Consider the following 12,563-nt stretch of genomic DNA (forward strand, 5'->3'; position numbering starts at 1 on the left):
AGTATGCCGAGGTCCGCGGCGGCGTGCGCACGTCCCCGGGCCCGTGCGCCGCGTGGTGTCGGGCGCACCGTTCTCCACAGGCGCGGCGCGGCCTGGGGAATCCGAGGTGAGCGGTGACGGCTCCGGCGGCTAGCCTCGGGGGCATGATCGACCCCAAGGTCCTGCGCGACGACCCCGACCGCGTCCGTGCCTCGCTCGCCAAGCGCGGCCTCTCCGACGAGGTGGTCGACCGCTCCCTGGCCGCGGACGCCGCCCGCCGTGCCGCCATCGCCGAGTTCGAGTCCAAGCGCGCCGAGCAGAAGTCGATGGGCAAGCAGGTCGCCCAGGCCAAGGGGGACGAGAAGGCCGAGCTGCTGGCCCGCACCAAGGCGCTCGCCGCCGAGGTGAAGGCTGCGGAGGCCGCCCAGAAGGAGGCCGAGGAGACCTGGAACGAGTGCCTCTCCTCGATGCCGAACCTCACCGCCGAGCCCACCCCGGCCGGTGGCGAGGAGGACTTCGCGCTGCTGGAGACCGTCGGCGAGATCCGTGACTTCGCCGCCGAGGGCTTCACCCCGCGCGACCACGTCGAGCTGGGCCGCATGCACGCCGCGATCGACCTCGAGCGCGGTGCCAAGGTCTCGGGCTCGCGCTTCTACTTCTTCACCGGCATCGGTGCCCGCCTGCACCGCGCGCTGATCGCGATGGCGCTCGACATGGCGCAGGCCAACGGCTTCATCGAGGTCGTCCCGCCGTCGCTGGTCAAGCCGAAGGCGATGGAGGGCACCGGCTTCCTCGGCCAGGCCGCCGACGACGTGTACCGGATCGAGGGGCAGGACATGTACCTCGTCGGCACCTCCGAGGTGCCGATGGCCGCCTACCACTCCGAGGAGATCCTGGACGCGGACGCGCTGCCGTTCCGCTACGCCGCGGTCAGCCCCTGCTTCCGCAAGGAGGCCGGCAGCCACGGCAAGGACACCCGCGGCATCTTCCGCGTGCACTGGTTCGACAAGGTCGAGATGTTCGTCTACACCACGCTGGAGGAGGCGCCGGCCGAGCACGAGCGCCTGCTGGCGTGGGAGCGGGAGTTCCTCGACGCCCTCGAGCTCTCCTACCGGGTCATCGACGTCGCCGCCGGCGACCTCGGTCTCTCGGCCTTCCGCAAGTTCGACTGCGAGGCCTGGATCCCGAGCCAGGAGCGGTACCGCGAGGTCACCTCGACCTCGAACTGCACCGACTTCCAGACCCGTCGCCTCGACACCCGCGGTCGCTTCGCCAAGGACGAGGGCGGCACCAGCACCGGCCCGATCGCCACCCTCAACGGCACGCTGTGCTCGGTGAACCGGCCGATCATCGCCCTGCTCGAGCAGCACCAGCAGGCCGACGGCTCGGTGCGGGTGCCGCAGGCGCTCCAGCCCTACCTGGGTGGGCTCGAGGTGCTGACCCCCGTCCACCCGGCCACCGCCGACGCGGTGCAGGCGTGAGCGAGTCTCCCGTCGCGCAGCGTCCGCTCCCGGCCGTGGGCCCGGACCCGGCCCCCGGCTGGCGCCCGGGCCTGATCGCGCTCGACATCGACGGCACCCTGCTGTCGTGGATCGAGGGCTCCGGCCAGACCCACGCCGAGGTCACCGAGCCGGTGCGGGCCGCCGTCCGCCGCGCCATGGACGCCGGCTGCCACGTCGTCCTGGCCTCGGGCCGCTCCCCGCACGGCATGACGCCGGTCGCCGACATGCTCGGCCTGGGCGCCGACGAGCCGGTCTGGGTCGTGGCGTCCAACGGTGCGGTGGTCTTCCGCTACCCGCCGATGGAGGTGACCCACGAGCACACCTTCGACGCCGCGGACGCGGTGGCGGCGGTGCTGCGCGAGCACCCGAACGCGGTCGTCGCGGTCGAGGACCGCGGCGGCGAGGGCTACCGGGTCTCCGCGCCGTTCCCCGACGGCGAGCTCTCGGGCACGCAGACCATCACCCCGGTCGAGGAGATCGTGGCCGCCCCGGTCAGCCGCGTCATCGTGCGTGACCCCGAGGCGACCGCACAGGACTTCGTGGACCTGGGCCGACGCCTGGGCCTGCACGGCACCGACTACGTCGTCGGCTGGACGGCCTGGCTCGACCTGGCGCCCACCGGCATCTCCAAGGCCTCCGGGCTCGACGAGGTGGCCCGCGACCTCGGGGTCGACCCGGCCGACACGCTGGCCATCGGCGACGGGCGCAACGACCTGGAGATGCTCGCCTGGGCCGGGCGCGGCGTGGCGATGGGCCAGGCGGTGCCCGAGGTGGTCGAGGCCGCCGACGCGGTGACCCACCCGGTCACCGAGGACGGCGCCGCGACCGAGATCGGGCGGTACTTCTGAGCACCCCCGCGCCCGACCCCGTGCTGCGCACGGAGCGGCTGGCGCTGCCGCTGTGGTCGGCCCAGGACGTGGCGGCGCTGCGTGCGGGACGCCGCCACCCCGACTGGCACCCCGACTTCCCGCGGCGCGACGACCAGGACGCGGCGGTGCTCTGGGTCGAGGGCGACGGCTGGGGGCCGCGCAGCATCGTGCGCGGCCGCACGGTGCTGGGCTCGATCGGCTGCTTCGGCCCGCCCGAGCCGCACGCCGGCGACGCGGTGCTCGAGACCGAGGTCGGCTACGGCCTCGTGGACGAGGCGCACGGCTACGGCTTCGCCTCCGAGGCGCTGGCCGGCCTGACGGCGGCCGTCGACGCGCTCGGTGCCTCCGGGGCGTTGCCGGGCGGGGTGCGGCTGCGCGCCGCCGTCCGCCCCGAGAACGCCGCCTCGCTGAAGGTGCTGGCCCGGTGCGGCTTCACGGGCCTGCGCGGCTCCGACGAGGACGGCCACCTCGTGATGCTCCGGCCGGTTCCGCCCGCGGCCGCCGTGCGGGATGCTGGTGCCTCGTGAGCACCCCTCGCCTCGTGGCCACGGACCTGGACGGCACCCTGTGCGACGTCGACGGGATGGTCTCGGTCTACACCCGGGACGTGCTGCTCGCCCTCGACGAGCGCGACGTGCCGGTGGTGTTCGTGACCGGCCGACCGCTGCGCTGGGCCCGTGAGGTCTTCGGGCACGTGGGCAGCCACGGCCTGGCCGTGGTCTCCAACGGCGCGATGATCTGGGACGTCAGCCGCGACCGGCCGACCACCGTGCGCGGCATCCCGGCCCGCGCCGCGCTGGACTGGTGCGAGGCCCTGCGGGCCGCCGTGCCCGGCACCGTGTTCGGCGTGGAGAGCCAGCGCGGTCTGGACGTGGAACCCGACTTCGTCGAGCGGTTCCCGCTGCCCGAGACCGCACGCCGCGCCCCCATGGCCGACCTGCTCACCGACGAGCCCGGCTCGCAGGCCCTGAAGCTGCTGGCCCGGCACGAGGAGCTCGGCCCCCAGGAGTTCTGGGACCTCGCCGAGGAGGCGACCGGCGGCAGCCTCACCATCACCTGGTCGTCCTCGACCACCCTGCTCGAGGTGAGCGCCGCGGGCGTCACGAAGGCGACGACGCTGGCGCTGCTCTGCTCCGACCTGGGGGTGGAGCCGGACGAGGTGATCGCCTTCGGCGACATGCCCAACGACCTCCAGATGCTCCGCTGGGCCGGCACCTCCTACGCCATGGCGGACGCGCACCCGAGCGTCGTCGAGGCCGCCGACCACGTGGCTCCGGGGCACGACCACGACGGGGTCGCCCAGGTCCTGGCTGGAGTGTTCGACCTGTGACCTGCCACCCTGGAGGGGTGCTGAGCCACCTGCCTACCGCCCTCGCGCGCCCCCTCGGCGCGCTCGCGGTGCTGCTGGCGCTCGCCGCGAGCCTCGTGGTGCTGCCCGCCACCGCGGCCTCCGCCGCGCCGAAGGACACCTGCGCCGACCTGCCGCTCGGCACGCAGGTGCGCCAGGCGACCGCGGTCTTCTCCGGCACCGTCACCTCGCTGGAGGTGCAGCCGCTGCCCGTGCGCCGGGGCAACAAGATCACCCACGAGGTCGAGGTCGACCTGGTCTACAAGGGCGAGAGCCGCGTCGACAGCACGCAGGCCACCGTGGTCACCGAGGGCGGCACCCGCACCGGCTGCGACCTGGGGCGGCTCGCCGTGGGCGAGACGTTCCTGTTCGTCGTCACCACCGACGGCGGCACCTTTGTCGCCACCGGCGACGGCGGCACCACCCCGCTCACGGCGGCCGTGGACGAGAAGATCTCCGAGATCTACCCCAACCCGCGCCCGCCCGTGGCCGCCGAGCCCGAGGCCGCCACCTTCACCACGCTCGAGGTCACCCAGCCGCGCAGCCTCGCGCGGATCGCCGCGCCGGGCGCCGCGATGGCCCTGGTCGGCCTGCTCGGCCTCGGCCTCCTGCGCCGCTTCGTGCGGCACTGACCCACCCGGGCGCGACGCGCCCGGGGAGCCTCAGAGGTACATGCCGCCGCTGCGGTGGTGCTCGTCGCCCTGCTCCGGGCCGCCCCCGGTGGCGCCGGTCGGCCCGCCCGGCATCGGGCCCGGCGGCAGCCCGCGACGCATCTGGTCCATCTGGGCGCGGGCGGCCATCTGCTGGGCGTAGATGGCGGTCTGGATGCCGTGGAAGAGGCCCTCGAGCCAGCCCACGAGCTGGGCCTGGGCGATCCGCAGCTCACGCTCGGAGGGGATCGCGTCCTCGGTGAAGGGCAGCGAGAGGCGGCGCAGCTCCTCCACGAGCTCGGGGGCCAGGCCGGCCTCGAGCTCGGTGATGGAGGCCTGGTGGATCTCCTTGAGGCGCTGGCGGCTCGCCTCGTCCAGCGGGGCCGCCTTCACCTCCTCGAGGAGCTGGCGGATCATCGTGCCGATCCGCATCACCTTGGCGGGCTGCTCGACCAGGTCGGCGAGGTTGCGGCCCTCGTCCCCGTCCTCGTCGTCGCTCTCGCCGTCGGCCGGGGCCTGCCCGGCGGCGGTGACGCCGCGCAGCGCGGAGGCCGGGACGGTGGCCATGGGCTGGCCGTCGGGGCCCACGATGACCACGTGCTGCTCGCCGGGCTCCTGGGCCTGCTGGGGCTGCTGGTCGGCGTCGCTCTCGCTCATGGCTCCAGCCTAGGCAGCCCCGCCCTGGCAGCGCTCGCCCGTCCGGGCCGCTCGTGTGGACCCTGGGTGGGCGCTCGGTCGGCCGCTCAGGTGGTGAGCAGGATCTTGCCGGTGTGGCTGCCCTCGGTCATGAGGCGGTGCGCGTCGACGGCCTGCTCGAGGGGGAAGGTCCCCTCCACGATCGGACGCACGGTGCCGGCGGCGACCAGCGGCCACACGTCCTTGACCAGGCCGGCGCAGATCTCGGTCTTCTCGGCCACGGACCGGCCGCGCAGGTTGGTGGCGATCACGCCGGCACGCTTGCGCAGCAGGGCGTTGAGGTCCAGCTCGGCCTTGGTGCCGCCCTGCATGCCGATGACGACGAGCCGTCCGTCCAGCGCCAGGACCTCGACGTTGCGCATCAGGTACTTCGCGCCCATGTTGTCGAGGACGACGTCCACCCCCGCGCCGTCGGTGGCCTCGCGGACGACCTCGACGAAGTCCTCCTCGTGGTAGTCGACGACCACGTCGGCGCCGAGGTCGCGGCAGAACGCCCGCTTCTCGGCGGTGCCGGCGGTGGTGATCACCCGGACTCCGGAGGCGACGGCCAGCTGGATCGCGAACGAGCCGATGCCGCCGGACCCGCCGTGCACGAGCAGGGTGTCCCCGTTGCGCATCCCGGCGGTGAGCACGAGGTTGGAGTAGACGGTCGCGGCCACCTCGGGCAGCGCGGCGGCCGTCACCAGGTCCACGCCCGGGGGCACCGGCAGCAGCTGACCGGCCGGCACGGCGACCTTCGTGGCGTAGCCGCCTCCCGCGAGCAGCGCGCACGCCTCGTCCCCGACCTCGATGCCGGAGACCCCCTCGCCGACGGCCGAGACGCGGCCGGAGACCTCCATGCCGATCACCTCGGAGGCGCCCGGCGGCGGCGGGTAGAAGCCCTGCCGCTGGAGCAGGTCCGCGCGGTTCAGCCCGGCGGCGACGACGTCGAGGACGACCTCGCCCTCGCCCGGCTCGGGGTCCGGCAGGTCGGTGACGTTGAGGACCTCGGGCCCTCCGGGCTCGGTGGCGACGACGGCACGCATGCCCCCACCGTAGGGGCGGGCCGGCCGCGCCGGTCACCCCTGCGGTGCGTCACTCCTCCTCGTCGACCTCGGACTCCTCGAGCTCCTCCGCCTCGTCCTCGGTGTCCTGCTCCGCGCCGCCGGGGCGGTCCCACCCCTCGGCGAGCGCGACGGTCTTCTCGACCAGCGCCTCGATCTCCTCCGGCTTGGCGAGCAGCCCCTTCGAGCCGGCGGCCAGGCCGAGCAGGTAGGCGCTGATCGGCGCGGCGGGGCGCTCGACGCCGTGCGCGACGACGCGGGTCATGTCCAGCACGAGGCCCTCGTCGATCTCGGCGTCGAGGTCGAGGGCGTCGCAGAGCTCGTCGATCCAGTCGTGGAGGTTCACAGGGACCAATCTGCGCAGGTCACCGCTTGCACCGCAAGCAGGTCGGGCGAACCCACAGCCGGTTCGTGGCCGCCTTTACCCGTCGGCACGCCAGGCGGCCAGGTCGTCGGGGGTGTCGACGTCGTGGTGCTCGGCGCCCGCGGTGGGCACCGCCGTGAGGTCGAGCGGCGCCAGCAGGCGGCGCAGGGGCAGCCCGTCGGCCGCCCGCGGGTCGCCCGCGTCGGGTCGGACGGCGGCCAGACGGCGTCCGTCCACGACCAGCGCGAGCGGGTGGCGGCCGTCGGGGTCGAGCAGGCGCGCGCCGTCGGTGCCGGAGGTCGCGGCGGCCTCGAGCAGCCGGGCCACCGTGCCGGCGTGCACGTGCGGCATGTCCACGGCCAGCACCAGGACCCAGCCGGCGGCGTCGGGCGCCTCGAGCCGGTCGAGCCCCGCCAGGGTGGCGGCCGCCGGGCCGCCCAGCGGCGGGTCCTCGCGGGCGACCAGCGTGCCCGGGGGCAGGGCGGCCGGGTCGGGCTCGCCGACCACCACCACGCGGTGCGCCCCGGCCACCGCGGCCAGGGCGCGCTGGAGCAGCGTGCGACCGTCCTCGCCGGCCAGCGCTCCCTTGTCCCGCCCGCCCAGCCGGCTGCCGCGTCCGCCCGCGAGCACCAGCGCGGAGAAGGGGGCGGAGAAAGAGGCGGAGAAGGAGGCGGAGCAGGGCGGCGAGGAGTCCACGGGGTCAGCCTGGCACGACCGTGAACGCGACCCGCCCGCCTGGCACAGTGGGGCCCATGAGCGCAGCAGCGACCGCAGGCACCGTCGACGGCACCGGTGCGCCCGCCCCCGTGCTGCGGGTGGCGCTGGTGCAGGAGGCCGCCGGGCTGGAGCCCGCCGAGAACCGAGGACGGCTGGCGGACCTCGTCCCCGACGACGCCGACCTGGTCGTGCTCCCCGAGGTCTTCGCCCGCGACTTCGGTGCGGCCGGCTCCGACGTCGCCCCCTTCGCCGAGGCCGTCGACGGGCCCTTCGGCACCGAGCTGGCGCGGGTGGCGGCGGCGCGCGGCACCACGGTGGTCGCGGGGATGATCGAGACCTCGCCCGACCCGGCGCGCCCGTACAACACGCTGCTGGTCCGGGGCGGAGCCACGGCCGAGTACCGCAAGATCCATCTCTACGACTCCTTCGGCTACCGCGAGTCCGACCGGCTGACCGCCGGGCCGCTCGACGAGCCCGCCGTCGTCGAGGTCGGCGGCGTCCGCGTGGGCCTGATGACCTGCTACGACCTCCGCTTCCCCGAGCTCGCGCGGAGACTGGTCGACGCCGGCGCCGAGGCGCTCGTCGTGCCCGCCGCCTGGGTGGCCGGAGACCGCAAGGTCGACCACTGGCGCACCCTCGTGCGGGCCCGGGCCATCGAGAACACGGTGCACGTGCTCGCCTGCGGCCAGCCCGGGCCCCGCTACAGCGGTCACTCCCTGGTCGTGGACCCGCTCGGCGACGTGCTCGCCGAGGCCGGGGAAGGGCCCACGGTGCTGCGGGCCGAGGTGGACGCCGTCAGGCTCGCCGAGGCACGTCGCACCAACCCGTCGCTGAGCAACCGTCGCCTGTAACCTGGCTGGTCGTGTCCCGTCGAGCCGCACCCCGTCGGCGCGCCGAGAAGCCACGTCGCTTCGGCCGCGCGCGAGTCGAGCGACCCCTCGGTGGCAGCCGTGCTGCCAGGCCGTCCCTGCCGGAGGTCTCCGGCGTGACCGGGGGCGCCCCGGCCGCCACGGGCACGGGCGTCGTGCCCGGCGCTGTCGGCCTCGGGCCCGGTGCCGCCGACACCGCCGCAGCCTCCGTCGGGGTGGCGGCCCAGCCGGAGCCGATCGCTCCCGCGCCGCTCCCACCGCGCGTCGAGGAGCCGGGCCCCACGCGCTCCGTCCCGGACGCGGCGCCGCGCCCGGTCCCGGTCGACGCCGCGAGCAGCTCCGATCCCGCGTCCGATCCCGCGTCCGATCCTGCGTCCGACCCCGTGTCGGGTGCCGGCCTGGTGGCCGAGGAGGACGAGGACGCGCCCCGCCGTCCGTCGTGGTACCGCCGCCTGGCCGCCTCCCGCGTGCCGGTCACCGGCTGGTGGGTGCTCGTGCTGGGTGCGCTGGGCTGCCTCGTCGCCACGGTCGTGCCCGTGGGGCCGGCGTGGCTCGGGACCCTCGGCTCGCTCGTGATGACCTCCGCCTACTCGTGGGCGCTCGCGGCCCGTACCGGCGGTCGTCCCCTCGTCTTCGGCACGCTGGCCGCGCTGATCGGTGGCGCCACGTGGTGGCTGGACGAACCGGTCCTGCGCAACGGGGCCGCCGTGATGACCGCGGTCGTGGCCGCCCTGCTCGGCGTGCTCGTGACCGTGCCGGCCAAGAGCGTGCTGGACGCGGCCCGCGAGGCCGCGATCGCGCTGCTGGTCGCGACCGTCGGCTCGTTCGCCGTGGTCGGCTGGGGCCCGGGCCTCTCGGTGCCGCGGTTCGACTACCTCGTGCTGGGCCTGTCGCTGGTCGGCGCCCTGGTGCTGGTGCGCGGCCTGGCCGCCGGCCTGCACGGCCTGGGCCGCCGCGGCCTCGTGGCCGTCGTCTCCGGCTCGGTGGTGCTGGTCGTGGGCGTGGCCTACGCCGAGGCGCTGCGCCGCTACGGTCCGGGGGCGATGGTCTCCGACCTGCTGGACGCGGTCCGCTGGACCCGGCTGCACCTCGGGGCCTTCCCGCGGCCCCTGGAGACCATCCTCGGCGTGCCGGCGCTCGCCTGGGGCTGCCACATGCGGGCCCGCCGCCGGCAGGGCTGGTGGATGTGCGCGTTCGGCGTGGCCGCCACCGCGCCCGTCGCCGGGGCGCTGGCGCACGCACGGGTCTCGCTCTCCGAGGCCGGCCTCTCCACCCTCTACGGGCTCGTCGTCGGGCTCGTCATCGGCTTCCTGGTGATCCGGCTCGACCTGGCGCTCACCGGCCCCAAGGGCGGCCGCGGCTCGCGCCGGGCCGAGGAGGCCGCCGCCGTCCGCCCGGAGCCGCGGCGCACCCGCCCGCTGCGCTGAGGGCCGCGCCCCGGGGCCGGGGTACGCGCCGGTAACGGCTACGGTGAGCGACGTGCCGCGTGAACACGTCAACGAGATCCTCGCCGAGATGGTGGCCAACGTGCTGTCCGTGCCCGTCGAGGTCGGTCAGAAGGTCGCCGCGGGCGACACCGTGGTGCTGCTGGAGTCGATGAAGATGGAGATCCCCGTCCTCACCGAGACCGCCGGCACGGTGAAGGCCATCAAGGTCTCCCCGGGGGACGTCGTCCAGGAGGGCGACCCGCTGGTCACGCTCTCCTGAGCGCTGCCGGGTCCCCCACCCGGTCCCGAGCCCGTGTGGCAGAGGGGGCGGGATTCGAACCCGCGGTGGGTCTCCCCACGACCGCTTTCAAGGCGGTTCCGATCGGCCACTCCGGCACCCCTCCGTGCCGCCGGCGTGCCAGGCGCGCCCGCGGACCCGCGCATCCTACGGGGCGGCTCGACCCGCGTCGCGGCCGCCCGCCGGCGTCCGGGAGGATGAGCGCGTGAGCGAGCAGCAGACGCCCCCGGCACCGACGCCCCACACGTACCGGCTCGCGCCGGCCATCGCGCTGCGGCTCACCGGCGTGGCGCTCGTGCTGACCGCGCTGCTGACCCTCGCCACGCTCCTGGTCGTCGCCCTCACCCCCGTGCCGGGGTGGGTCGTCGGCGTGGTGGCGGCCGTCGGCGTGGTCGTCTCGGCCGTGCTCGCGTGGTGGCTGTTCGCGCGCGCCTGGGTCGTGCGCGTGGACGAGGCGGGGTACCGCGTCGGCGTCGTCCGTGGCGTCGGGGAGCGGGCAGCCACCTGGCAGGAGGTCGAGCGGGTCTCCACGTCCACCCCGCAGGGCGTCGCGGTGCTCGGCCTGCACCTCCAGGACGGGCGGACCACCCGCATCCCGGTCGCTGCGCTGGCCTACGACCGCGAGCTGTTCGTGACCGAGATGATCACCCGCCTCGGGCGGCGCTGACCCGCCCGCTGACCCGCCGGATGACGGCCGACGGGCCGCCCGGGGGGACCTGATTCGGCACCATCCGTGTCGGGACGGTAACCTCGTCGTGCGCGAGGAGGCGTCGCCTAGTCAGGTCTATGGCGCCCGCCTGCTAAGCGGGTTTGGGGCTACAACCCCATCGAGGGTTCAAATCCCTCCGCCTCCGCAGTGGGGCCCACCACGGGCCCGAGCGACGAAGTCGCAGCAGGACCGGCCCGGCCCCCGAGAGATCGGGGGCCGGGCCGGTCTCGTCGTTCCGGAGGCCCGCCGGCCTGCCCGGGCGTGCCGCGCCGGTCGGCCGCGGCCGGACGTGTGGAACGCACGTGCACCGAACCGTGCCCAGGAACAGGACACGCCCGGGCAAGGACTGGAAGGGTGAGCGCGGTCTCGCTACGGTGCAGGGACGCCCTGCATCGATCCCCTCCCTGGGACGTTTCCGCAGGTCCCGGCCCATGTTGCAAGTTTCTGCACTGCACAGACATGAGGCACCAGAAACATCGCCAAGCCGACACCTGCGGCCGCACTCTTGTCGTGATTCCCCCCCATTGAGGACACGAGAGGACCACGCATCATGAAGATCGTTCGCAAGGCCGGCATCGTCGTTGCTACCGCCGCCCTCGGTCTCGGCCTGGCCGCCGTGACCACTGCTCCCGCTCAGGCCGTCGACACCAGCTGGGGCTGCGGCGGGTACTGCAAGATCGTCAAGTGACTTCCGGGGTCGTCGGTCCGCCTCTCGGGCGTGGACCGAGGCCCAGGATCTCGGAGCACCAGGCGTCGGGTTGATTCCGGCGCCTGTGCGCTTTCAGGTGAGTACGCCCCGGTCCCCCCGCTCTCCCTCGCAGAGCAGGTGTGCCGGGGTGTCCTCTTTCCGGAGGACGCTCGCCCCTCGGCGGGGCCTCCTCCGGACGGGCTGAGCCGCACCCTCCCTCGGCGGGTGCGGCTCAGTCGCGTTCTCGTCGGTCGCGTCCGGCTCAGTCGCGTCCGGCTCAGTCGCGTCCGGTGGTGCCCGGCTCGGGGTCGTCGTCCTCGCCGGTGAGGCCCAGCCGGCCCATCTTCCAGCCGAGCTGGAAGCGGGTCTCGGCGTCGAACTCGGTCTTGAGGTCGGCCACGTAGCCCGCGTACGTGCGCGGGGAGACGCCCAGCCGCTTGGCGGCTGCCGGGTCGGCGTGGCCCTCGATCAGCATCCGGATCGTCATCGCGCGCTGCTCGCCCGCGATCGTCCGCATCGTGCCGGTCTCCTTGTTGGTGAAGGGCCGGCCGCGCTCCCAGGAGCGCTCGAAGACGTCGACGAGGTAGGCGACGACGGACGGCTCCCGCACCGCGACGGCGACGCGGAGGTCCTCCCCGTTCGGGATCACGGCGACGCGACGGTCGGCCACGATCATCCGGTTGAAGAACTCGTCCAACGTCCGCACCTCGGCGCCGCGCTCGGTGACCTCCTGCACGTACTGGGAGGTGACGGTCGAGCGGCGGGCGGAGTGCTGGTAGAGCGTGCGCAGCGAGACGCCGCGCTCGAGGGCCGCCGTGTCGCGCAGCACCGCGGCGGCCAGGGTCTGCGCGTCGCGTCCCGCCTGGGGCTGCGCGGTGAGGATCTCGCTCTCCGCGTCGGCCACCATGGCGGTGAGGAACCGCCCGATCGCGCCGTCGCGCAGGTAGGTGACCGGGCCCGGCCCGTCGGCGTGCGGGGTGCGGCGCCACGCCTGGCCGATGCCGGTGAAGGCGCGGGCCCACTCGGTCGACTCCGTCAGCAGGCGGGTCGACTCCACGTTCATGGGTGCCACGACGCGGGACTGCACCGTGGCGGGGTCGTCGGCGTGCCAGCGCTGGTTGTCGGCATCCAGGCGCAGCAGCCCGAGCTCGACGAGGAGCTCGAAGGCGCGCTGCTCGGAGGAACCCTCGCCGAGGCGGACGTCGTCCACGGCCATGCCGCCGGCGGCCAGCACGTCCTCGTAGAGCGGGACGCCGGCCGACTCGAACAGCGCGCGCTCCTCCGGGCCGAGGGTCGTCACTTCGCGCTCCTGGTGGGTCGGGGACGTGGGACGGCAGGCGGCGACGCCCCACGCGTCGCATGTTCCCACAGAGGACTCCTACCCACGGTGGAACGACTCGACGC

At 74.8% G+C, this 12,563-nt stretch carries 15 protein-coding genes and 2 tRNA genes; 11 read left to right on the plus strand and 6 right to left on the minus strand.

Annotation, left to right across the window (positions count from 1 at the left end; translation table 11 throughout):
• The first annotated feature begins 143 nt into the window (after positions 1-143).
• The 5 genes from serS to M8330_RS12440 are packed head-to-tail and all read left to right on the plus strand — an operon-like array spanning position 144 to position 4,330.
• The gene (gene serS / locus M8330_RS12420; protein WP_250827582.1) at positions 144-1,460 is read left to right on the plus strand and encodes a serine--tRNA ligase; all 1,317 of its coding nucleotides are present in this window, start codon (positions 144-146) and stop codon (positions 1,458-1,460) included.
• The gene (locus tag M8330_RS12425; RefSeq protein ID WP_250827583.1) at positions 1,457-2,329 is read left to right on the plus strand and encodes an HAD family hydrolase; all 873 of its coding nucleotides are present in this window, start codon (positions 1,457-1,459) and stop codon (positions 2,327-2,329) included. Before serS ends, M8330_RS12425 begins: the two co-directional genes overlap by 4 nt.
• A gap of 20 nt (positions 2,330-2,349) precedes the next feature.
• A complete protein-coding gene (locus tag M8330_RS12430; protein ID WP_250827584.1) occupies positions 2,350-2,877 on the plus strand; it encodes a GNAT family N-acetyltransferase in 528 nt (175 codons plus the stop codon).
• Positions 2,874-3,680 carry an HAD family hydrolase gene (locus M8330_RS12435; RefSeq protein ID WP_250827585.1) on the plus strand — a complete coding sequence of 269 codons (807 nt, stop codon included), beginning with the start codon at positions 2,874-2,876 and terminating at the stop codon, positions 3,678-3,680. The genes M8330_RS12430 and M8330_RS12435 overlap by 4 nt, the downstream gene beginning before the upstream one ends.
• A 17-nt stretch (positions 3,681-3,697) precedes the next feature.
• On the plus strand, positions 3,698-4,330 hold the full coding sequence (locus M8330_RS12440) for a hypothetical protein (protein ID WP_250827586.1): 633 nt from the start codon (positions 3,698-3,700) through the stop codon (positions 4,328-4,330).
• 30 nt (positions 4,331-4,360) lie between these two features.
• On the opposite strand, the gene M8330_RS12445 is transcribed toward M8330_RS12440, so the two are convergent.
• From M8330_RS12445 to mobA, 4 genes are all read right to left on the minus strand, one after another.
• On the minus strand, positions 4,361-5,005 hold the full coding sequence (locus M8330_RS12445) for a bacterial proteasome activator family protein (protein WP_250827587.1): 645 nt from the start codon (positions 5,003-5,005) through the stop codon (positions 4,361-4,363).
• Positions 5,006-5,091: 86 nt separating this feature from the next.
• Complete coding sequence (locus M8330_RS12450; RefSeq protein ID WP_250827588.1) at positions 5,092-6,069, minus strand: NAD(P)H-quinone oxidoreductase; 978 nt, start codon at positions 6,067-6,069, stop codon at positions 5,092-5,094.
• Positions 6,070-6,118: 49 nt separating this feature from the next.
• Positions 6,119-6,433, minus strand: coding sequence for a DUF6457 domain-containing protein (locus M8330_RS12455; RefSeq protein ID WP_250053480.1), 315 nt, complete (start codon positions 6,431-6,433; stop codon positions 6,119-6,121).
• A gap of 75 nt (positions 6,434-6,508) precedes the next feature.
• Positions 6,509-7,147 carry a molybdenum cofactor guanylyltransferase gene (mobA, locus tag M8330_RS12460; protein WP_250827589.1) on the minus strand — a complete coding sequence of 213 codons (639 nt, stop codon included), beginning with the start codon at positions 7,145-7,147 and terminating at the stop codon, positions 6,509-6,511.
• Positions 7,148-7,203: 56 nt separating this feature from the next.
• On the opposite strand from mobA, the gene M8330_RS12465 reads away from it, so the two are divergent.
• The 3 genes from M8330_RS12465 (at position 7,204) to M8330_RS12475 (ending at position 9,744) form a co-directional block, all read left to right on the plus strand.
• Positions 7,204-8,019 carry a carbon-nitrogen hydrolase family protein gene (locus M8330_RS12465; RefSeq protein WP_250827590.1) on the plus strand — a complete coding sequence of 272 codons (816 nt, stop codon included), beginning with the start codon at positions 7,204-7,206 and terminating at the stop codon, positions 8,017-8,019.
• A 134-nt stretch (positions 8,020-8,153) separates the two neighbouring features.
• Positions 8,154-9,464: a hypothetical protein gene (locus M8330_RS12470; protein WP_250827591.1), complete on the plus strand. Its 1,311-nt coding sequence runs from the start codon at positions 8,154-8,156 to the stop codon at positions 9,462-9,464.
• Positions 9,465-9,516: 52 nt separating this feature from the next.
• Positions 9,517-9,744: a biotin/lipoyl-binding carrier protein gene (locus M8330_RS12475; RefSeq protein ID WP_250827592.1), complete on the plus strand. Its 228-nt coding sequence runs from the start codon at positions 9,517-9,519 to the stop codon at positions 9,742-9,744.
• Positions 9,745-9,780: 36 nt separating this feature from the next.
• Here M8330_RS12475 and M8330_RS12480 read toward each other — a convergent pair.
• Positions 9,781-9,868, minus strand: a tRNA-Ser gene (locus M8330_RS12480).
• A 99-nt stretch (positions 9,869-9,967) separates the two neighbouring features.
• Between M8330_RS12480 and M8330_RS12485 the strand changes: the two genes are divergently transcribed.
• From M8330_RS12485 to M8330_RS12495, 3 genes are all read left to right on the plus strand, one after another.
• Positions 9,968-10,429, plus strand: a complete 462-nt coding sequence (locus M8330_RS12485; RefSeq protein ID WP_250827593.1) for a hypothetical protein — start codon at positions 9,968-9,970, stop codon at positions 10,427-10,429.
• Positions 10,430-10,525: 96 nt separating this feature from the next.
• Positions 10,526-10,616 (plus strand) — tRNA-Ser (locus tag M8330_RS12490).
• A 405-nt stretch (positions 10,617-11,021) separates the two neighbouring features.
• On the plus strand, positions 11,022-11,159 hold the full coding sequence (locus M8330_RS12495; RefSeq protein ID WP_250827594.1) for a hypothetical protein: 138 nt from the start codon (positions 11,022-11,024) through the stop codon (positions 11,157-11,159).
• Positions 11,160-11,436: 277 nt separating this feature from the next.
• On the opposite strand, the gene M8330_RS12500 is transcribed toward M8330_RS12495, so the two are convergent.
• Positions 11,437-12,459 carry a LuxR family transcriptional regulator gene (locus M8330_RS12500; RefSeq protein WP_250827595.1) on the minus strand — a complete coding sequence of 341 codons (1,023 nt, stop codon included), beginning with the start codon at positions 12,457-12,459 and terminating at the stop codon, positions 11,437-11,439.
• Between the last annotated feature and the right edge of the window lie 104 nt (positions 12,460-12,563).

It is taken from the genome of Nocardioides bruguierae (assembly GCF_023656415.1).
GTDB lineage: Bacteria > Actinomycetota > Actinomycetes > Propionibacteriales > Nocardioidaceae > Nocardioides > Nocardioides bruguierae.